Here is a 19,249-nt window from a genome sequence, read left to right as displayed (position 1 = left end):
ACCGGCCGTCGCACCGGCCATCCCGTCCCGATCGGGGGGCCGAACCGGCGTCAGACCGGGCTGGTGAGGCCGGCCGGCTCGGGACGCGCGGCCGGCTCGGGCCGGGCGGCGGCCTCGAGACGGGCGGTGACCGTCTCATAGCGGACGAGGAAGTCCGCGACCGCCGCATCGCGACCGTAAGGACGAAGTATCCGGGCCGTGTCGTCGAGCATCCGGCGGATCCGCGACGACTTCACCTGGTCCAGCAGGCCGAGCGCCCGGCCGGCCGAGGCGGCGGCCGCGTCCGGCGCGCCGCCCGCCACCAGATCGCTCGCCAGCTCCGTGGTGAACAGCGCGATGTTGCGGGTGAAGTGGGGGTTCTGGAGGGCGACCGCGCGCCGCGCGTGCTCCACGGCGCGCTTCCAGTCGCCGAGCGCCGACCAGCACTGCGCCTCCAGCCCCTCCAGTTCGGCCTCCCCGAAGAAACTCATCCACTCGGGGTCGGCGTCGCAGGGCCCGCGCTCGAACAGCGTCCGGGCGCGCAGCAGCGCCCGCTCACAGCCGCCCCGGTCGGTCAGCCAGGCGAGCCCCCCGGCCTCGCGCAGCGCGAGCAGCGACAGCAGCCGTGGCGAGGCGAGCCGCTCGGCGACCCGCTGGGCCGCCTGCGCCGCCCTCACGGCCTCGCGGGGGTGTCCGGCGTCGCGGGCGAGGAAGGCGGTGTTGCAGAACGCGTGCGCCTCCAGGGCGGCGTCGCCGGAGACCCGCGCGGTGGCCAGGGCCTCGGCGTAGTGGGACCGTGCGTCGGACAGCCGCCCGGAGTCATGGGCCAGCCAGCCCACCGAGATGGCCAGTTCGCCCGCGCCCGCGAAGAGCCGCTCGGCGATCGAGCGGCTGTAGCCGCCCGCGTCGAGCAGGGCGTAGGCGGCGCTCAGCGGTTTGGCGGTGTGCGCGTAGAGGGGGTCGGCGCCGTGCCGGTCGTCCAGCACCCGGATCCGCCGTACGGCCTCCTCCACGGCGGCGGCCTCGGCCTCGCCCACCCGCCGTCCCGCCCGCCGGGGCGGTGTTCCGGCCCGGGGCGCGGCGGCCACGGCGGCGGCCGCAGCCCCACCGGCCATGAACGAGCGGCGCAGCAGTTCGCTCTCCTCGAAGACGTCGACGGGCCCCTTGCCCTGGGGCTCGCAGGGCCCGGGGCGCGGGCCGGGGAAGGGGGCGGGCACGGGGGCGGGAGGGCCCATGGGGCCGCGCGCCTGGTGGCCGCGCACCGACTCACGGGAGGCGAAGCCGAGATCCGTAAGGGTGCGGCTGGGGAACATATGGCGGAAGACCCGCTCGTACGCGTAGTTGGGGCAGCGGATCGCCCCCGACTCGACACGGCCGATATAGCGGGCGTCGCAGGAGACCTGCTCGCCGATCTCACGGGCGGCACGGCGCACGGACGCCGCGAACTCGGAGGGCGAGAGCTGTCCGCGCAGTCGGCGGAACGCGGTGTTCGGCCGGGGTGGCGGGGGCTCCGGAAGCGGCGTCATCTGAGCCTCTCCCTTGGTGGTGCCAGGTGGGCGGGGGAGAACCGTACCGGCTGTGAGATCCACGACACTCGGAGATTTCCGGCAAATGTGGCGTCTCGCCCACGATCTGCCATGAACTGCCATCCTTTACGGCGGCATTCAGCCGTAGCCGTTGACACCGCCGCGCGTTGAACCAGGTGCTACCCGATGAAGAGGGAGGCCGGAGTGGATACCAGCCGCTCACGGACGACTGCCCAGCACCCCCAGCGCCAGGACTGCGATCTCGTCACCGTGCCCGCCCGCCAGGGGCTGGAGGCGGTGGACATCCTGCGTCGTGCGTGCGACGGCCTCGGTCCCGTCCTGCATGACAACGCCTGCGACACCCTCGGCTTCCTGGTCCCGCCCGGCACGGCGGACGGCTGGGACCTGCCGGGCTCGGCGTGCACCCAGACATCCGGACGCGGGATCCGGATAAATATCGGCTCCGGCACCGGCACCCCCGCCGAGGCCGGAGACACCCGAACCGGAGGCTCCGCATTCGGAGACCCCTCGTCCGGGGACAGCGAATCCGGAGATACCGCATCCGGGGACAGCGAATCCGGAGACAGCGAATCCGGAGACAGCGAATCCGGCGCGGCCGGGAACGAGGCCCCGCCGGGCATCGGCACCGGCTGGCTGGTGCCGCCCGACGCGGCGTACACGGTCGCCACCGACCCCGTCGAGCTCCGGGCGGCGCTCGGTGAGGCGGCCCGCACGATCGAGGCCGTCGACCGCTGCCAGTGAGTCCCGGGGGCTGTCAGTGGTCGGCCCCATACTGGGACACATGGCGAAAGGCACGAACAGGCGAGCCGCGCGCGGGCGCGGAGCGGCGCGGGGACGCACCCCCGAGCCGGTCACCGCATCCGTCGACGGGGGGCTCGCCGAGCTCGTGCCGGACCGGGACCGGCCGCGTGGCTGGACGCTGCTGCTCGACGGCAAGCCGCAGTCGCATGTGGACCTCGACGATCCCGCGTATCTCGACTTCGAGTACCAGCGCAGACTCGGCCATGTCGCCGATCTCGCCGCCCCTCCCGGCCGCCCGCTGCGCGCGGTCCATCTGGGCGGCGGCGCCTTCACTCTCGCCCGCTATATAGCGGCCACCCGCCCCCGCTCCACCCAGCAGATCATCGAGATCGACGCCCCCCTCGTCCAGTTCGTCCGGCGTGAGCTGCCGCTGGACCCAGGTGACCGGATACGGGTGCGCGGCGCCGATGCCCGAGCCGGGCTCGCCAAGGTGCCCGACGGCTGGGCCGATCTGATCATCGCGGATGTCTTCAGCGGGGCCCGTACGCCCGCCCATCTCACCAGCGCGGAGTTCCTCGCCGAGGTGCGCCGCGCCCTGCGCCCCGATGGGTGCTACGCCGCGAATCTCGCCGACGGCCCGCCGCTGGCCCATCTGAAGGCCCAGATCGCCACCGCCCGCGCCGCGTTCGCCGAGATGTGTCTGACCGCCGACCCCGCCCTGCTGCGCGGCCGCCGCTTCGGCAACGCCGTGCTGCTGGCCGCCGACCGGGAGCTGCCGCTGGCCGAGCTCACCCGCCGCGCCGCGGGCGATCCGCACCCCGCCCGGGTCGAACACGGCCGCGCGCTGGCCGACTTCACCGGTGGCGCGGCCCCGGTCACCGACGCGACCGCCGCCCCCTCCCCGGCCCCGCCGCCCGCCGTCTTCGCCTGACTGTCCCGGCGGGTCTTTCCCCGCCCCGCCCCTTCCCGCAACCACGGGCTCCGCCCCTGGACCCCGAAATTCGGGGCGAAGCCCCGCCTGCCAGCCCCTCCAGGGGGCACCTCCCAGCGGTAGCTTGAGGAGCGGGGTCTGGGGCGGAGCCCCCCACGCGGCGGAGCCCCCTCACGCGGCGGAGCCCCCCACGCGGCGGAGCCCCCCACGCGGCGGAGCCGCGTGGCCCGCCGCAGGCGCCAAGACCCCTCGGACGCGCCCTAGTGCTCGTCGATGCGGACCTGGGGCGGGCCGTCGTGCCAGGTGCAGAAGATCGTGGTGGTGTCGGCCCCGGAGACGAAGTCCACCCGGATCCACTCGCTCTGCTTCCACACCTGCATCTGCCATCCGCCGTCCGGGGTCGCCGAGACCAGATCCGCCGACGCCGCCCGGATGTCGAAGACCGCCCGGCCGCCCTTGGCCGGATAGCTGCGCACCTCCCCGCTCTCCTCCGGCCGCGCCGACTCCCGCCGGGACGGCGTCTGCGTCGGCTTCCGGGTGCGCCCGGCCGAACCGGACTCCTTGGCCCTGTCCTTGTCCCCGCCGGACCCCGCGTCCCTCCCGGGAGGCGAGGGCGAGGACGGTGAGGACGGTGAAGTGGCCGACGGCGAGGGCGGTTTGGGCCGGTGCGTGGAGGAGGACCAGGCCCCGTTCGCCGATCCGGAGCCGTCCGTGATCGGCAGCGCGCGAGGCGGATCGTAGGCCGTACCGGTCAGCACCGTCCGCACGCCGTACCACGACAGCGTGACCGCGGCGCCGGTCGCCAGCACCCAGGCCAGACATTGGACCAGACCTCTTTGCATCTTCCTCATCTTGCCTCACCCGAATGGCGTACGGTGCCGCTCATGGCAAGTGTGCTTGTGGTCGAGGACGACCAGTTCGTGCGCTCAGCCCTCATACGGCAGTTGACCGAGGCGTCCCATACCGTGCGCAGCGTCGGCACCGCCCTGGAGGCGTTGCGTGAGGTGGCGCAGATCGGATTCGACGTCGTCATCCTGGACCTCGGCCTGCCCGACCTGGACGGGGCGGAGGCGCTCAAGATGCTGCGCGGCATCACCGATGTGCCGGTCATCGTGGCCACCGCCCGTGACGACGAGGGTGAGATCGTCCGGCTGCTCAACGACGGCGCCGACGACTACCTGGTCAAACCGTTCTCCGTGGCCCATCTCTCCGCCCGGATGACCGCCGTGCTGCGCCGTACGCGCGGGGGCGGGGCGGGCGAGCCGGGCGGCGCGGCGGCGCCCCCCGCGGTGCTCCGGGTCGGCGGACTGGCCGTCGACCCGCTGCGCCGCCAGGCCCAGTTGGACGGGATGACGCTCGATCTGACCCGGCGGGAATTCGACCTGCTGGCCTATCTCGCCGGGCGGCCCGGCGTCGTGGTGCCGCGCCGGGAGCTCCTCGCCGAGGTCTGGCGGCAGGCGTACGGGGACGACCAGACCATAGACGTCCATCTGTCCTGGCTGCGCCGCAAGCTGGGCGAGACGGCCGCCCGGCCGCGCTATCTCCATACACTGCGGGGGGTCGGGGTCAAACTGGAGCCCCCGGCGGAGCACACGTGAGATGGGCCCTGGTCAAGGTTTGTCTGGCGGTCACGGCGATGGTCGTGGTCGCCTTCGCCGTACCGCTCGGACTCGTCGTCAAGGAGCTGGCCCGGGACCGGGCGTTCGCCGACGCCGAGCGGCAGGCCGCCACCATCGGCCCGGCGCTCGCCATCACCACCGAGCGGGCGCGGCTGCAGCGCGCGGTCGCCAGCACCCAGGCGGGCGGGGACGGCCGGATGGCGGTGCACGTCCCCGATGAGCCGGGGGAGCGGGAAAGCGGCTACGACCTGGGCAAGAGCCGTGCGCCCAAGGATGAGCTGGCCACCGCGCGGCGGCTCGGCCGCGCCTCGGTGTCCGGCGCGCCCGGGGGCTACGCGCTGCTCCAGCCGACCGCGCTGAGCAGCGGTCAGGTCGCGGTCGTGGAGGTGTATGTCCCGCGTGGCGTGGTCACCAGCGGGGTGACCACGTCATGGCTGGTGCTCGCGGGTGTCGGGCTCGCGCTGATCGTCGGCGCGGTGGCCATCGCCGACCGGCTCGGCACCCGGCTGGTGCGCCCCGCCGGACGGCTCGCCGAGGCCGCCCACGACCTGGGCCGGGGCGAGCTCGGGGTGCGCGTCCCGGAGGACGGCCCGGCCGAACTGCGGGCGGCGGCCGCCGCGTTCAACTCCATGGCCGACCAGGTGGTCCAGCTCCTGGCCGGTGAGCGCGAGCTGGCCGCCGACCTCTCCCACCGGCTCCGCACCCCGCTCACCGTGCTGCGCCTCAACGCCGCCTCGCTGGGCGAGGGACCGGCGGCCGACCAGACCCGCGCCGCCGTCGCCCAGTTGGAGGGCGAGGTCGACCAGATCATCCGCACCGCGCGCCAGCAGAAGACCCACACCCCCTCCGGCTGTGACGCCTCCGAGGTGATCCGGGACCGGATGGAGTTCTGGTCCGCGCTCGCCGAGGACGAGGACCGTACGGTGCGGCTGGCCGGGGTCGACCGCACCGTGCGGGTGCCGGTCGCCCGCCCCGAACTGGGCGCCGCGCTGGACGCCCTGCTCGGCAATGTCTTCCGGCACACGCCCGAGGGCACGGCGCTCGCGGTCGACGTCCACAACGGCGAGGACAGCGTGATCATCCTGGTCTCCGACGCGGGCCCCGGCATCGCCGACCCCGACGCGGCCCTCCGCCGGGGCCACGGCGACGGCAGCCCCGGCTCGACCGGCCTCGGCCTGGACATCGTGCGCCGGGTCGCGGAGTCCACGGGCGGCGATCTGCGGATCGGGCGGTCCGTACTGGGCGGCACCGAGGTGCGGGTGTGGCTCTCGCTGAACGGCGCCGGCTCCACCGACCCGGGGCAGCGGCGGCGCGGCCGTAAGAAGAGGACCCGGGGCCGCGGCAGGGCCAAGGAGCCCGCGGAGCATTAATCGCCGCCGATGGGTTCCTTAAGACAGCCATAAGATCCGTGGCCGGTGCACGGATCCTGCCATTTGTCCGACTTCCCCTCGCTAGCGTGTCGCCCGCACCACCAACCCCCCACATCCGTACAGCGAAGGCAGGCACCTGATGAGCAGTACGCACCGTCGCAAGGCGAGCCGGACCACCAAGGTGATCGGCGCGACCGCCGCCGCCGTCGTGGCGGGTGGCACGGCGTTCGCGCTCAGCGGGGCGGCGAATGCGGGAACCGTCTCCGAGAAGACCTCCGCCTCCGAGAAGCCCGCCGCGGCGGCGGGCGGCTTCGCCCCGTACATCGACACCTCGCTCTACCCCGCCTACGACATGGTGGGCACCGCGGACAAGACGGGCGTCAAGGAGTTCAACCTCGCCTTCATCACCTCCGGCGGCGGCTGTACCCCCAAGTGGGGCGGCGTCACCGAGGTCGGTGACAACGAGGTGGCCAAGCAGACCGAAGCGCTGCGCGCGAAGGGCGGCGACGTCCGGGTCTCCTTCGGCGGCGCCTCCGGCTCCGAGCTGGGCCTGGCCTGCACCTCGGCGGACGAGCTCGCCGCGGCCTACGGCAAGGTCGTGGACGCCCTCAAGCTCACCAAGGTCGACTTCGACATCGAGGGCAGCGCGCTCCCGAACAAGGAGGCCAACACCCGCCGCGCCCAGGCGATAGCCAAGCTGCAGCAGCAGCACTCCGATCTGGACGTCTCCTTCACGCTGCCGGTGCTGCCGACCGGCCTCACGCAGGACGGTGTCGACCTCGTCGCCGACGCCAAGAAGAACGGCGTGAAGGTCTCCGCCGTCAACATCATGGCGATGGACTACGGCGCGTCCTTCGACGACGACATGGGCCAGTACGCGATCGACGCCGCCACCGCGACCCAGGGGCAGATCAAGGAGGCGCTCGGGCTGAGCGACGACGAGGCGTGGAAGGCCGTCGCGGTCACCCCGATGATCGGCGTCAATGACGTCAAGAACGAGATATTCAAGGTCGACGACGCCTCCCAGCTGGTGGAGTTCGCCAAGTCCAAGGGCCTGGCCTGGCTGTCGATGTGGTCCGCGACCCGCGACAAGCAGTGCCCCAGCCCGCAGGACACCGCGTCGCCGACCTGCAGCTCGATCGACCAGGAAGAGCTCGCGTTCACCAAGGCGTTCGGCACCGTCAACGGCTGACGCCTACGGCAGCTGAGACGGCGTAGCCGTCGCACAAGCCCCACATCACCACCCCCCACGGAAACCCCCCACACGGCGGGGCGCGGACGGAATCCCCCACCCACCGCGCCCCGCCGTTTCCGTCGTCCTGGAGTCCTACGGGGTGTCCGGCGGGCCACGCGGCGGAGCCGCATATCGATGCTTTCCCCTACCCGCCCCTTCCCACAACTGGGGCTCCGCCCCAGACCCCGCTCCTCAATCGCCGGAGGGGCTGATTTCAGCCCGTCCGGGGTCCAGGGGCGAAGCCCCTGGTAACGGGAAGGGGCGGGTAGGGGAAAGCAGCCCGCCGCAGGCGTACGCGTACCGCCGGACACCCCCTAAGGCCGCTGCGGTTCCTCCGCCCGTTCTTCCGCCCGCTCCTCCGCCTCGTGCTCCTCGTGCTCCGCCACCTGCTCCTTCGTGATCTTGGCGACCTGGCCGTCGCGACCGAAGTAGCTCCGGGACAGCGAGACCCGCAGGCGCTCCTTGAAGGAGAGCTTCCGGGCGACCCCGGCCTCGTCGACCGACGGCGGCAGCTCCAGCGGCAGATACTGCTCATACGCGGTCAGCGTGTACTTCTCCCCGGGCGAGAGCGGCTCGTGCACCTCGACGTACTCGCCGTGCGGCAGCCGCTGGACGGTGCCGGTCTCGCGGCCGTGCAGCAGCTTCTGCCGGTCCTTGTGCTGGAGGCCGAGACAGATCCGCTTGGTGATCACGAAGACCACGACCGGTACCACGAAGAAGCCGATCCGGCAGGTCCAGGTGATCGCGTTGATCGACAGCTGGAAGTGGGTGGCGATGAGGTCATTGCCGCCGCCCGCCAGCAGCACCGCGTAGAGGGCGGCCCAGGCGGCGCCGAAGGCGGTACGGGTCGGGGCGTTGCGTGGGCGCTCATTGAAATGGTGCTCGCGCCGGTCCCCGGTGATCCACGCCTCCAGGAACGGATAGAGCCAGATGACCAGCAGCACCGTGGGGAAGACCAGGAACGGAATCAGCACCCCGAGCACCAGGGTGTGGCCCCAGAGATTGATCTCCCAGCCCGGCATCAGCCGGATCAGCCCTTCGGAATAACCCATGTACCAGTCGGGCTGGGCGTCGGTGGACACCTGGTCGGGTCGGTAGGGGCCGTAGGACCACACCGGATTGATCTGGGCGATGGCCGACATCAGGGTGGTGACGCCGAAGACCAGGAAGAAGAATCCGCCGGACTTGGCCACATAGACCGGCCAAAAGGGCGGCCCCACGATATTCATGTTCTTCTTTCCGGGCCCCGGTTGATGGGTGTGCTTGTGGTAGACGAGCAGAATCATATGGAGCGCCAGCAGCCCGAGCATGATGCCCGGAATGAGCAGCACATGCACGGTGAACAGCCGTGGTACGACCGCCGTTCCCGGGAATTGGCCGTCGAAGAAGAAGAACGACAGATAGGTGCCGACGATCGGAACGGACAGGATCGCGCCCTCCACGAAGCGCAGACCGGTGCCCGACAGCAGATCGTCGGGCAGCGAATAGCCCATGAAGCCGTCGAACATCCCGAGGATCAGCAGACCGGCGCCGGACAGCCAGTTGATCTCGCGCGGTTTGCGGAAGACGCCGTTGAAGAACGTCCGCATCATATGGACGATCATGCTGGCGATGAAGACGATCGCCGCCCAGTGGTGAACCTGCCGCATCAGCAGTCCGCCGCGCACATCGAAGCTGATGTCCAGCGTGGACTCGTACGCCTGCGACATGCGGATGCCGGTCAGCGGCGTCCACCGGCCGTCGTAGATCACCTCGTTCATCGCCGGTTTGAAGAACAGGGTCAGATAGACACCGGTCAGAATGATGATGACGAACGTATAGAGGGCGATCTCACCGATCAGAAAGGACCAGTGGTCGGGGAAGACCTTACGCAAATTGGCCTTGGCCATCGTGAACAGGCCCACCCGGCCGTCGAACCAGCCGGCGAGGGCCTCGCCTTTTCCGGCGGGTGCGCGCCGACCGGATGGCTCATCGCGGAACCTCTGCCGACGCTCCGGAAATGCTCTCATGTCTCAATGGGTTTACCAGGCATTCTCGCGCGGTGACGGCGCCCTTCCGCCGGGTGGATCAGGGCGTAACCCCTTTGAAGGAAGAACGCTCCGGCCGGCTTGCGCCCGTGCGCCCGCCATCGCCATCCGCGGCGCCGCCCGCCCCCCAGCGGGCGGCGCCCCGGACGCGGACCCCGGTCAGACCGCCGGAAGCTCTCCGGTGCGGGCCACCCGGGCGTACCAGCGGGCGCTGGACTTCGGCACCCGGGCCTGCGTCGGATAGTCGACGTAGACCGCGCCGAAGCGCTTGCTGTAGCCGTACGCCCATTCGAAGTTGTCCATCAGCGACCACAGGAAATAGCCGCGCAGATCGGCGCCGTCCGCGATGGCCTGGTGGGCCACGGCCAGATGGGCCTGGAGGTAGTCGATCCGCCGCGGGTCGTGCACCGCGCCCTCCGCGTCCGGCTTGTCGTCGAACGCGGCGCCGTTCTCGGTGATGTACAGCGGTACGCCCGGCGCCTCACGGCTGTAGCGCATCAGCAGGTCGTGCAGCCCGGTCGGGTCGATCGTCCAGCCCATCTCGGTGCGCTCGCCCGGGGTCTGGTGGAACGCCACCCCCTCCGAGCCCGGCCACGGGGAGTGGGCACTGTCGCCGTGGCCGTCGTGACGGGCGGGCGAGCCTTCCTTGTCGGTGGCGGCTGATACCAATGACGGTGTGTAGTAATTGATGCCCAGCGCGTCCAGGGGGTGCTTGATGACGGCCAGATCGCCATCGCGGACGAACGACCAGTCGGTGATCGAGGCGGTGTCCTTGATCAGGTCGCTGGGGTACGCGCCGCGCAGCAGCGGCCCGGTGAAGACGCGATTGGCCAGCGCGTCGATACGCCGCGCCGCGTCCAGGTCCTCGGGCTTGTCGCTGAGCGGCCGGACCACGGCCGGGTTGAGGCTGATGGCGATCTGGGCGCGGGCGGGGAGCGCGGCGCGCAGCGCCTGGGCGCCGAGGCCATGGGCCAGGTTCAGATGGTGAGCGGCGCGCAGCGGGGCCAGCCGCTCGGTGCGGCCCGGCGCGTGCACCCCCGAGCCATAGCCCAGGAAGGCGCTGCACCACGGCTCGTTGAGGGTGGTCCAGAACTCGACGCGGTCGCCCAGCGCCTCCGCCACGATGCCCGCGTACTCGGCGAACCGTTCGGCGGTCTCCCGCTCCGGCCACCCGCCACCCGCGGCGGAGCCGCTGGGAAACCGGGTCTCCAGCTCCTGGGGCAGGTCCCAGTGGTAGAGGGTGACCACCGGCTGGATGCCCGCGCCCAGCAGCTCGTCCACCAGCGAGCGGTAGAAGTCGAGCCCGCGCTGCACGGCCGGTCCCCGGCCGGTCGGCTGCACCCGTGACCAGGACACCGAGAAGCGGTACGCCCCCAGGTTCAGCTCCGCCATCAGCCGGACGTCCTCGCGGAAGCGGTGGTAGTGGTCGACCGCCACATCACCGGTGTCACCGGCGAGCACCCTGCCCGGGGTGTGGCTGAAGGTGTCCCAGATGGAGGGGGTGCGGCCGTCCTCCTGGGCGGCGCCCTCGACCTGATAGGCGGCCGAGGCCGCGCCCCACAGGAATCCGGGCGGGAAGGTAAGAGTCATGGAAGCGCTCCCATTCGAGGTCGTGGGGAGGGGAAACGGGGCGAAGCGGGGAGGGAGGACGGAGTGGTGGTGGCGGGCCGCTCAGCCCTTGACCGCGCCCTGCATGATGCCCCCCACAATCTGCTTGCCGAAGAGGACGAAGGCGATCAGCAGCGGCAGGGTGCCCAGCAGCGCCCCCGCCATGATCAGTGATTGATCCGGGGTGTACCCCCGGCTCAGACCGGTCAATGCCACCTGCATGGTCGGGTTGCCGTTCTGCGTGAGCGCGATGAACGGCCAGAAGAAGTCGTTCCACGATTGGACGAAGGTGAGCATCCCTAGCACCGCCATCGCCGGACGCGCCGCCGGGAAGACGACATGCCAGATGATCCGCAGGCTGCTCGCGCCGTCCATCCGCGCCGCCTCGATCAGCTCGGTCGGCAGCGCCTGGGAGAGGTACTGCCGCATGAAGAAGACCCCGAAGGCGCTGACGAGCGTCGGCACGATGACCGCCTGGAGCTGGTCGGTCCACTCCAGCTTGGCCACCATCATGTACAGCGGCACCACGCTGAGCTGGGGCGGCACCATCATCGTCCCAATGGTGAGCATCAGCAGGATGTTCTTGAAGCGGAAGCGCAGCTTGGCGAAGGCGAAGCCCGCGATGGTCGAGAACAGCACGGTCGACACCGCGACCGTGCCCGCCACCACCGTCGTGTTGAGCAGCGCGGTGCCCATGTTGGCGCCGTTCCACGCCTTGTCCAGGTTGTTGAAGAGGTTGCCGCCGAACCACAGCGGAGGGGGTGTCTGGGCCAGCCGGGTGTTGGTGCGGGAGGCGGCGATGGCGGTCCACACCAGCGGGAAGAGCGAGCCGATGGTGAAAAGGATCAGCACGGCGTAGGTGATCTTGCCCCCGTGCAGCTGCCTGCCCGCTCGGCCGCGGCCCTTTCCGCCCCGCGGAGCGTTGCGTGCGGGAGCTGCCGGATCGAGTGTCTGCCGGGAAGAGACAGTGGCGCTCATGGTTCTCCTCGTCTCCCTCACTGGCTCTTCCGCAGCCGTCGCGCGAACAGCGCGTTGGCCGCGGCGATCAGCAGCAGGATCAGGAACATCGTCCAGGCGATGGCGGAGGCCCGGCCGAGGTGCAGGTTCACCCAGCCCTGCTCGTACATGTACAGGCCGAGCGTCTGGTACTGGTGATCGGCGCCGCCGGTGGCCGTCCCCGCGGTGTTGAACAGCAGCGGCTCACCGAAGAGCTGGGTGGCCCCGATCGTGGAGACGACGACCGTGAAGAGGATGGTGGGCCGCAGTGACGGGACGGTGACGTGCAGGAACTGCTTCCAGCGCGAGGCCCCGTCCAGCGCCGCCGACTCGTACAGATCGTTCGGCACGGCCTGCATGGCGGCCAGGTAGATCAGCGCGTTGTAGCCGGTCCACCGCCAGATGACGATCGTGGAGACCGCGATCTGCGAGGTCCAGGTGCCGTTCTGCCAGTCGATGCCGTCCAGTCCGACCAGCCCCAGAGACCAGTTGACCATGCCGTAGTCACGCCCGAAGAGCAGCGCGAACACCAGTGTGGCGGCGGCGACGGAGGTGGCGTACGGGGTGAGGATCGCCACCCGGAAGAACATCGAGGCGCGCAGCCGGTAGTTGAGCAGATGCGCGATCCCGAGGGCCATCATCAACTGGGGAACGGTGGAGATCACCCCGATGGTGAAGGTGTTCCGCAGCGCTTTCCAGAAGAACTCGTCTTCCCACAGCCTGGAGAAGTTGTGCCAGCCCGCCCACTCCATATGGGTGGGGTCGGTGAGCTCCACTTGGTGCAGCGAGGCCCACCCCGTGTACAGCAGGGGGAAGAGCCCGAAGGCGGCGAAGAAGACGAAGAAGGGGGCGACGAAGGCGTACGGGCTCCATCGCACATCCCAGCGGTAGCGGCGGCTGCGCCGGTCGCGGCGCCGCTGCTCGGCCGGGTCGGGCGCCGGCGCGGTCGCGGCGCGCGGGGCCGCGCCCCCCTGCCCTGCGGGGGGCGCGGCCGTATCAGGGGTAAAACCGGAAGGTGCGGTCATGTCCGGGTCACTGGTCCAGCGCGTTGTCGTTCGTCTTGATCGCGGCCTTCCAGCCCTCGTCGGCGGACTTGCCCTGCTGCTCGACCTGGAGCAGGCCGACATCGGTGAAGTTCTGCTTGATGACGGCGTCCTTCGGGCCCAGGATCTGCGTCGGGCTGTCCTTCGCGGCCTGGGAGAAGATCTTGCCGATGGGCGCGTTGTCGAAGTAGGGGAGCTTGGCGTCGGCCACCTGGGGAAGGTCGTACGCGGCCTGGGCGCTGGGGAAGCTCGCCTGCTTCTCGAAGAGCTTGGCCTGCTGCTCGGGCGCGGTCAGCCAGGTGGCGAGCTTGACCGCCTCGTCCTTGTTCTTCGCCGCCTGCGGCACGGAGAGGAAGGAACCGCCCCAGTTGGCGGGCTGGGGGGCGGCCGCGACGTCCCACTTGCCCTTGTACTTGTCCCCGGCGTACTCCTTGATCTGGCCGAGCATCCAGGCCGGACAGGAGACGGTGGCGAACTTGCCGTTGGCGAGCGCCTGCTGCCAGGGCTTGGTGAACTCCTGGAGCCCAGCGGAGAGTTTGGACGCGGAGGCGTCGGTCGCCAGCTTCCACGCCTTCTTGACGGCCGGGCCGTCCTTGTAGATGGGCTTCCCGCTCTTGTCGTAGTAAACCTCCGAGCTGCCGGAGACCGCCGCGTTGAACAGTCCGCCGGCCGAGTCCAGGAACGCGGCTCCGCCCGGCGCCTTCTTCGCGTAGTCCTTGCCGGCGTCGAGGTACTTCTGCCAGTCGCCCGCCCAGAGCTCGGAGACCGCGTCACGGTCGGCCGGGAGCCCGGCCTGCTGGAAGAGGTCCTTGCGGTAGCAGATCGCCATCGGGCCCACGTCCGTGCCGAGGCCGATCGTCTTTCCGTCCTTGGCGGTGGCCTGCGCCCACTTCCAGTCGAGGAAGTTCTCTTTTTTGACGCCCTCCGCCTTCGAAAGATCAACGAACTTGCCGGCCTGGGTGGTGGTGACCTCATTGATGTTGCCCACCTCGACCGCCTGGATGTCGGCGAGCCCGCTGCCCGAGCCGAGATGGGTGAGCAACTGCGGGTAGTAGTTGGAGGCCGGGTCGATCACATTCTCTTCGATCTTGATATCCGGGTGCAGCTTTGTGTACTCGTCATAGAGCCCGGCCTGTTTGAAACCCATGACGCCGTACGTGCCGACGGTCACGACCGTCTTGCCCTTGCTGTCGCCGCCGCCGGACGAGCCGGCGGATCCGTCGTCGCCGTCATCGGCGCAACCGCTGAGCAGCCCTGCTCCTAAAGCGGCGACGGCCGCGAGGACCACGGCTCCGCTGCGGTGACTACCAGTGTTCCTGCGCATTCCGTCCTCCTAGCGCCCCGCCCAACGGCTTCCGGCCAAAAAGTAGTGATACATGGCGCTTTGAGATGCATCGAGTCGGGTGGGCATCGTGCGGGTTGTGTATGGCTCAGGTACGGTGGGAGCGCTCCCAGCTGTGATGTGTTGAAGGGTCGCGGCTCCCCGCTGGGGTGTCAAGGGAGTGCGCGAAACAACTTCCCGAAACCACACTGCTGTTGAATGACCCCGCGGCCGCCCATTTGGGGGGTGGAGCTGCTCGGCATGGACGGCTGGAGGCGCGATATGGCAGGAACGCGGCGGCATGGCGCGGGGCGGGGACGGCCCACCCTCGAGGAGGTGGCGGCCCGCGCCGGAGTCGGCCGCGGCACCGTGTCCCGGGTGATCAACGGTTCGCCCCGGGTCAGCGACCGCACCCGCACGGCCGTGGAGCAGGCCGTCGCCGAACTCGGCTATGTGCCGAACCGGGTGGCCCGTGCCCTCGCCGCCAACCGTGCCGACGCCGTAGCCCTGGTCATCCCCGAGCCCGAGACCCGGCTCTTCGCCGAACCGTACTTCTCCGACATCATCCGCGGCGTCGGCGCCGAGCTCGCCGACACCGATCTCCAGCTGCTGCTCACCCTCATCCGCACCCCCAAGGAACGGCAGCGGCTCGCCGACTACCTCTCCGCGCACCGGGTCGACGGGGTGCTGCTGGTCTCCGTCCACGCGGACGACCCGCTACCGGACCTGCTGGAGCGGATCGAGATGCCCGCGGTGCTCAGCGGCCGCCGTTCGGCGCATGAAACGGTCCCGTACGTCGACTCGGACAACACCGGCGGCGCCCAGTCCGCCGTGGAGCACCTCATCGGCCGCGGCCGCGAGACGGTCGCCACCATCACCGGCCCGCTGGACATGTATGTCGCGCAGTGCCGCCTGGAGGGCTACCACGCCGCGGTCCGGGCGGCGGGCCGGGAGGTGGAGGCGGAGCTGGTGGCCTCCGCGGACTTCACCGAGGAGGGCGGCCGCCGGGCGATGCGGCAACTGCTCAGCCGGCGCCCGGACCTGGACGGGGTCTTCGCCGCCTCGGACGTGATGGCCGCGGGCGCCCGTCAGGTCCTGCGCGAGAAGGGGCGCAGCGTCCCCGGCGACGTGGCGCTGGTCGGCTTCGAGGACTCGGCCGTCGCCCGCCATATGGACCCTCCGCTCACGAGTGTCCGGCAGGCCACGGAGGAGATGGGCCGGGCGATGGTGCGGGTGCTGCTGGAGGAGATCGCGGGGCGCTCGGACCGCACGGCCAAGCGGCCACAGATGGTGCTGCCGACGCAGCTGGTACGGAGGGAGTCCTCCTGAGCCGTCAATGGGTGTGGGGCCGGTGGACGGTCCGGAGCTCGGGTTCGCCATCGAGCAGGACGTCCCGGAGGACGTGCATGCCGCGTACGAATCTCTCCTCGCCGCCGGCTTCGACAGCCGTCTCCTCAAGCCCTGACCTTCCGCCGCCGGGCGGGCTGTGTGCGATCCGTCCCCAGCCTTCGGCCGGGAGGTATGGGCATGGACCGCACCAAGACGCTCTACATACCGCTGAGGGCAATCATCAGAGCAACGACTGACAGCAGCGTACCTACGACGTAACCGACGCCACCGGCCACCACCGCCTGGATGCCCGTCAGGTGTCGGCGCATGACCAGATAGACCACCAGCCCGACCACGCAACCGACCAGCACATGGAAAAGCGCCAGTACCCAGCCGGCGCACACGGCCACGGCAAGACACCCGGTGGCCAGCAGCGCTGTCCTCGGGCTGAGGTCACGCCGAACAAGTGGATACACCACTGCGCCGGTGACCACCGCTATGACCGCGGTGACGATGTAAAACGTGATCACGACGAGCTTCCCGTTCCCGAGGGCAATTGGCTTACCGGCAACGACATCGGCATGTCTACACCAAGTGGCGCATCGGCCGCGCTCCGCCTCCAGACGCGGGGCTTGATACGCCGACGGGGCCGGCGGAGCGCGTGTGCGCGTCCACCGGCCCCGCTTCTCAGGGGACGGGTCGTGCGGTTACAGCGCCGGGTAGGCGGATTACAGCGCCGGGTAGGCGTTCTTCAGCAGCTCCTGGAACTGGGCCGAGAACCAGTGGCCCGACAGCGGAGCGTTCGCCAGCGCCCCCGACATGTTGTTGCCGTTGCGCGGGTTGCCGGTGTACGTCGGGTCGCACATCCGGTCGAAGCCCTTGCCCTCGTCGTTCGGGATCGAGGAGCTCGAGCCGTCCGACTCGCCCGGGGGCTTCATCCACACATACGCGTCGATCCCGGACGCGGGTGCCGCCTTGGGCCGCTCGCCGAGCCCGGCGCCGGACTGGTTGCACCAGTTGCCGATGTGGATCCGGCGGTCGTAGCGCCCGCCGTTGACGTACGTGTCCACGTCCGACTTCGCGCCGGGGCCGCTGGGCCGGGCCGAGCCGCCCCAGCCGTTGCGGGAGGTGTCGATCAGCGCGCCGACGTTGCTCGGGAAGCCGACGTTGACCAGCTCCTGGCGGAACGCCTGGGCGAAGGAGAGCTCGTCCACGTACCGGTTCCAGTCCACCCACTTCGACTGGCGCACGGTGGTGCCGTTGACCGAGTCGTTGACGGTGAAGTTGTTCTCCTTGAGCGCGCTGTAGTTGGCCGTGTTGACGATGATCCCGGCCACCTTGTCGACCGTGCTGCCCTCGGCCGTCGCCGCCTGCTTCAGCACCTGGGCGGTGGCGTTGAAGTTGTCGTCCCAGCCGATCCAGCCGTGGTGGCCGGCGTCCACGTAGTTGTAGACGTTGCCGATGGCGCCCAGCTTGTTCAGGGCGTAGCCGACGCCCTTCACATAGTTGCCGTTGGCCTTCATCGTGTCGCACTGCGGGGTCGCGGTGGGACGGCCGCCGGTGTTGGTGACCAGGTTGGGCAGCGAGTCGATCTCGATCGTGGTGACGATCCGCAGATTGGAGTTGGCGTACTTCGACTCGGAGAGGATCGCCGCGATCGGGTCGATGAACTGCGTCTTGTACTTGTCGATCTCGGTCGGGCCGAGCTCGCCGTTGGACGCCAGCGCGGCGCAGTCACGGCCGGGCAGGTCGTAGACCACTAACTGGACGACGGTCGGGCTGCCGCTCGACTGCTGCAGCGCCCGGTCGAGGTGGGCGCGCAGCCCCATCGCGCCGCCGGTGCCGTTGATCGCGGCGATCCGGTCCAGCCAGACGCCGGTCGGCTGGTTGGAGATCTTGCTGCCGCCGGGCTCGGCGGCGGCCTTCGCCGACCAGTCGGGGTTCACATACACCTTGGCGCCCGAGTACGGGTTGTCGACCTTCGCAGCGGCCGCCCTGCCGCTGTCCCCCTGGGCGGACGCCACGCCGGTCAGCGCCCCCATGGTCAGCGCGGAGGCGGCGAGCAGAGTGCCCGCCATTCGGATTCTGCGGCTCATTGCAATCCCTTCAAGTGATCGCGGAGTCCCACGCCGAAGTTGGTCGGCGTGCCGTTGTAATCGCTGATCAGGGACGGTCCCGAGGAACAGTCCCAGGTGTTCCAGGTCCACCCCAGATACGAGGCGCCCCTGGCGTCCAGCCAGGCCATGACCCGGTCGACATAGCCGTGGGAGCAGGTGTTCTCGCCGATCTCGCCCGCCACGAACGGGACCTGGGCGATGACCGGGGCCAGCTGTTCGTCGAAACAGCTCTCGCTGGAACAGGTGTTGAAGTTGTACGTGTGCCAGGCGGCGGCGAGGTTGCCCGCCGGGTCGTTCGGCCTGTACGTCAGCCACTGGCGCAGATCGTTGGAGTAGGCGACCCCGGGGATCAGGACCAGGTTCCTGGCGCCGGTGGCCCGTATGGCGTTCAGCAGGGTCTGCATCCCGGCGACCTGGAAGTCGATCCCGGGGCAGCTCCCGCCGTCGCGCCAGCACTTCCACGCCGCCGTGAGGTCGGAGGTGGCGCGGTCCGGGAACGGCTCGTTGAACAGGTCGAAGACCACGGCCTGGTCGCCTTTGAAGGTCTGGGCGACCGAGGTCCAGAAGGCCGGGGTGTACTGCGCGTCCGGCATCGGCTTCTGGCAGGTGGCGTACTCGGTGTCGGCGCAGTGGCTGTCCCCGCCGGTGTATCTGCCGTGGCTCCAGTGGAGTTCGACGATGGGGGTGATGCCACGGGCCTCCAGCCGGGCGACGAGCGCCTTGACGGCCGCGATGTAGTTGGCCCCTCCGTAGGCCGCGTCGATATGGGAAAGGCCCAGCCAGCACTCCTCGTTGAGCGGGATCCGGACCGCGTTGACCTTCCAGTCGGCGATGGCCTTGATGGACGCGTCGTCCACGGGGCCGTCGAAGATGCCACGCCCCTGGACGCACATGAACTCACCGCCGGAGCGGTTGACGCCCAGCAGCCGCCGGGTGGCGCCGTTCTCGTCGACGAGCTTGTTGCCTGAGGCGCGGAGCTTCGGTGGTGCCGCGTTGGGCACGGTCACCGCTGGGGCGCTCGCGGCCGAAGCGGTCGTGGCCGGGCCGCTCGCCGCCGAGGCGGTGGCGGGCACCAAGGCGGTGCCCGCCACGGATAACACCGCGGCGGCCACCAAGGCATAAAGGCGCGGGGGTGCTCGCATGGAGCGACTCCTCGAGGTCCAAGCGCCGTTCGATGCGGCGCAGACTGCTGGAACCGCTCCCACTGGTTGAGGTGACGTTAGCGCTCGACGGGCGCATGTCAACAGACCTCGTTCACGAATTATCGGTCGAAGGTGTCCGACGACCCGCTGTTGTTCAAAGACTTGACACTCCTTCAGGCTGACACGAACCTTGGGAGCGCTCCCACTGGTTCGCACATCCCCCACCACCGCACGAACCGCGAGGA

16 protein-coding genes and 1 pseudogene are annotated in these 19,249 nt (G+C 70.2%); 7 read left to right on the top strand and 10 right to left on the bottom strand.

Features of this window, described 5'->3' with window-relative positions:
• Positions 1 to 50: 50 nt before the first annotated feature.
• Positions 51 to 1,505, bottom strand: coding sequence for an NsdA family TPR-like regulatory protein (locus tag J2Z30_RS12760; protein WP_044574809.1), 1,455 nt, complete (start codon positions 1,503 to 1,505; stop codon positions 51 to 53).
• A gap of 204 nt (positions 1,506 to 1,709) precedes the next feature.
• Between J2Z30_RS12760 and J2Z30_RS12755 the strand changes: the two genes are divergently transcribed.
• Entirely contained in the window at positions 1,710 to 2,267 is a 558-nt protein-coding gene (locus J2Z30_RS12755; protein WP_044574813.1) for a hypothetical protein, read from the top strand.
• A 40-nt stretch (positions 2,268 to 2,307) separates the two neighbouring features.
• Positions 2,308 to 3,198 carry a spermidine synthase gene (locus J2Z30_RS12750; RefSeq protein ID WP_044574816.1) on the top strand — a complete coding sequence of 297 codons (891 nt, stop codon included), beginning with the start codon at positions 2,308 to 2,310 and terminating at the stop codon, positions 3,196 to 3,198.
• A gap of 260 nt (positions 3,199 to 3,458) precedes the next feature.
• Here the strand turns inward: J2Z30_RS12750 and J2Z30_RS12745 are convergent, their stop codons facing one another.
• Entirely contained in the window at positions 3,459 to 4,040 is a 582-nt protein-coding gene (locus J2Z30_RS12745; RefSeq protein ID WP_044574818.1) for a hypothetical protein, read from the bottom strand.
• Positions 4,041 to 4,082: 42 nt separating this feature from the next.
• On the opposite strand from J2Z30_RS12745, the gene J2Z30_RS12740 reads away from it, so the two are divergent.
• From J2Z30_RS12740 to J2Z30_RS12730, 3 genes are all read left to right on the top strand, one after another.
• Positions 4,083 to 4,796: a response regulator transcription factor gene (locus J2Z30_RS12740; protein ID WP_044574822.1), complete on the top strand. Its 714-nt coding sequence runs from the start codon at positions 4,083 to 4,085 to the stop codon at positions 4,794 to 4,796.
• Positions 4,793 to 6,187, top strand: a complete 1,395-nt coding sequence (locus tag J2Z30_RS12735; protein ID WP_044574825.1) for a sensor histidine kinase — start codon at positions 4,793 to 4,795, stop codon at positions 6,185 to 6,187. Before J2Z30_RS12740 ends, J2Z30_RS12735 begins: the two co-directional genes overlap by 4 nt.
• A 139-nt stretch (positions 6,188 to 6,326) precedes the next feature.
• Entirely contained in the window at positions 6,327 to 7,379 is a 1,053-nt protein-coding gene (locus J2Z30_RS12730) for a chitinase (RefSeq protein ID WP_044574826.1), read from the top strand.
• Between the two features lie 356 nt (positions 7,380 to 7,735).
• On the opposite strand, the gene qcrB is transcribed toward J2Z30_RS12730, so the two are convergent.
• The 5 genes from qcrB to J2Z30_RS12705 all read right to left on the bottom strand — a co-directional run bounded on the left by qcrB (position 7,736) and on the right by J2Z30_RS12705 (position 14,419).
• Positions 7,736 to 9,430, bottom strand: coding sequence for a cytochrome bc1 complex cytochrome b subunit (gene qcrB / locus J2Z30_RS12725; RefSeq protein WP_044574827.1), 1,695 nt, complete (start codon positions 9,428 to 9,430; stop codon positions 7,736 to 7,738).
• 177 nt (positions 9,431 to 9,607) lie between these two features.
• A complete protein-coding gene (locus J2Z30_RS12720) occupies positions 9,608 to 11,038 on the bottom strand; it encodes a GH1 family beta-glucosidase (protein ID WP_044574829.1) in 1,431 nt (476 codons plus the stop codon).
• An 81-nt stretch (positions 11,039 to 11,119) separates the two neighbouring features.
• Positions 11,120 to 12,034 (bottom strand): carbohydrate ABC transporter permease, encoded by a 915-nt coding sequence (locus J2Z30_RS12715; protein WP_044574831.1) that lies wholly within the window; start codon positions 12,032 to 12,034, stop codon positions 11,120 to 11,122.
• Positions 12,035 to 12,051: 17 nt separating this feature from the next.
• A complete protein-coding gene (locus J2Z30_RS12710; protein WP_044574834.1) occupies positions 12,052 to 13,077 on the bottom strand; it encodes a carbohydrate ABC transporter permease in 1,026 nt (341 codons plus the stop codon).
• 7 nt (positions 13,078 to 13,084) lie between these two features.
• Positions 13,085 to 14,419 (bottom strand): ABC transporter substrate-binding protein, encoded by a 1,335-nt coding sequence (locus J2Z30_RS12705; RefSeq protein WP_044574838.1) that lies wholly within the window; start codon positions 14,417 to 14,419, stop codon positions 13,085 to 13,087.
• Between the two features lie 279 nt (positions 14,420 to 14,698).
• Between J2Z30_RS12705 and J2Z30_RS12700 the strand changes: the two genes are divergently transcribed.
• Together J2Z30_RS12700 and J2Z30_RS12695 are read left to right on the top strand one after the other, a co-directional pair.
• Complete coding sequence (locus J2Z30_RS12700; protein WP_044574841.1) at positions 14,699 to 15,745, top strand: LacI family DNA-binding transcriptional regulator; 1,047 nt, start codon at positions 14,699 to 14,701, stop codon at positions 15,743 to 15,745.
• A gap of 22 nt (positions 15,746 to 15,767) precedes the next feature.
• Positions 15,768 to 15,881: pseudogene (locus tag J2Z30_RS12695) on the top strand (YdcF family protein); the annotation flags it as partial.
• Between the two features lie 82 nt (positions 15,882 to 15,963).
• Here the strand turns inward: J2Z30_RS12695 and J2Z30_RS12690 are convergent.
• The 3 genes from J2Z30_RS12690 to J2Z30_RS12680 all read right to left on the bottom strand — a co-directional run bounded on the left by J2Z30_RS12690 (position 15,964) and on the right by J2Z30_RS12680 (position 19,004).
• Positions 15,964 to 16,275 carry a hypothetical protein gene (locus J2Z30_RS12690; protein ID WP_044574843.1) on the bottom strand — a complete coding sequence of 104 codons (312 nt, stop codon included), beginning with the start codon at positions 16,273 to 16,275 and terminating at the stop codon, positions 15,964 to 15,966.
• 198 nt (positions 16,276 to 16,473) lie between these two features.
• Positions 16,474 to 17,841, bottom strand: a complete 1,368-nt coding sequence (locus J2Z30_RS12685) for a glycoside hydrolase family 6 protein (RefSeq protein ID WP_078956866.1) — start codon at positions 17,839 to 17,841, stop codon at positions 16,474 to 16,476.
• Positions 17,838 to 19,004 carry a glycoside hydrolase family 5 protein gene (locus tag J2Z30_RS12680; RefSeq protein WP_044574846.1) on the bottom strand — a complete coding sequence of 389 codons (1,167 nt, stop codon included), beginning with the start codon at positions 19,002 to 19,004 and terminating at the stop codon, positions 17,838 to 17,840. Before J2Z30_RS12680 ends, J2Z30_RS12685 begins: the two co-directional genes overlap by 4 nt.
• Positions 19,005 to 19,249: the final 245 nt, after the last annotated feature.

Source organism: Streptomyces iranensis (assembly GCF_017874715.1).
GTDB lineage: Bacteria > Actinomycetota > Actinomycetes > Streptomycetales > Streptomycetaceae > Streptomyces > Streptomyces iranensis.
Note: the sequence above shows the minus strand (reverse complement) of the source record. Positions and strands in the feature narration are given on the sequence as shown.

Excerpts from the sequence above, each read along its gene's own strand:
- J2Z30_RS12760 (WP_044574809.1), bottom strand. The coding sequence starts at position 1,505 with ATGACGCCGCTTCCGGAGCCCCCGCCACCCCGGCCGAACACCGCGTTC.
- J2Z30_RS12750 (WP_044574816.1), top strand. The coding sequence starts at position 2,308 with ATGGCGAAAGGCACGAACAGGCGAGCCGCGCGCGGGCGCGGAGCGGCG.
- J2Z30_RS12745 (WP_044574818.1), bottom strand. The coding sequence starts at position 4,040 with ATGCAAAGAGGTCTGGTCCAATGTCTGGCCTGGGTGCTGGCGACCGGC.
- J2Z30_RS12740 (WP_044574822.1), top strand. The coding sequence starts at position 4,083 with ATGGCAAGTGTGCTTGTGGTCGAGGACGACCAGTTCGTGCGCTCAGCC.
- J2Z30_RS12730 (WP_044574826.1), top strand. The coding sequence starts at position 6,327 with ATGAGCAGTACGCACCGTCGCAAGGCGAGCCGGACCACCAAGGTGATC.
- qcrB (WP_044574827.1), bottom strand. The coding sequence starts at position 9,430 with ATGAGAGCATTTCCGGAGCGTCGGCAGAGGTTCCGCGATGAGCCATCC.
- J2Z30_RS12720 (WP_044574829.1), bottom strand. The coding sequence starts at position 11,038 with ATGACTCTTACCTTCCCGCCCGGATTCCTGTGGGGCGCGGCCTCGGCC.
- J2Z30_RS12715 (WP_044574831.1), bottom strand. The coding sequence starts at position 12,034 with ATGAGCGCCACTGTCTCTTCCCGGCAGACACTCGATCCGGCAGCTCCC.
- J2Z30_RS12710 (WP_044574834.1), bottom strand. The coding sequence starts at position 13,077 with ATGACCGCACCTTCCGGTTTTACCCCTGATACGGCCGCGCCCCCCGCA.
- J2Z30_RS12705 (WP_044574838.1), bottom strand. The coding sequence starts at position 14,419 with ATGCGCAGGAACACTGGTAGTCACCGCAGCGGAGCCGTGGTCCTCGCG.
- J2Z30_RS12700 (WP_044574841.1), top strand. The coding sequence starts at position 14,699 with ATGGCAGGAACGCGGCGGCATGGCGCGGGGCGGGGACGGCCCACCCTC.
- J2Z30_RS12685 (WP_078956866.1), bottom strand. The coding sequence starts at position 17,841 with ATGAGCCGCAGAATCCGAATGGCGGGCACTCTGCTCGCCGCCTCCGCG.
- J2Z30_RS12680 (WP_044574846.1), bottom strand. The coding sequence starts at position 19,004 with ATGCGAGCACCCCCGCGCCTTTATGCCTTGGTGGCCGCCGCGGTGTTA.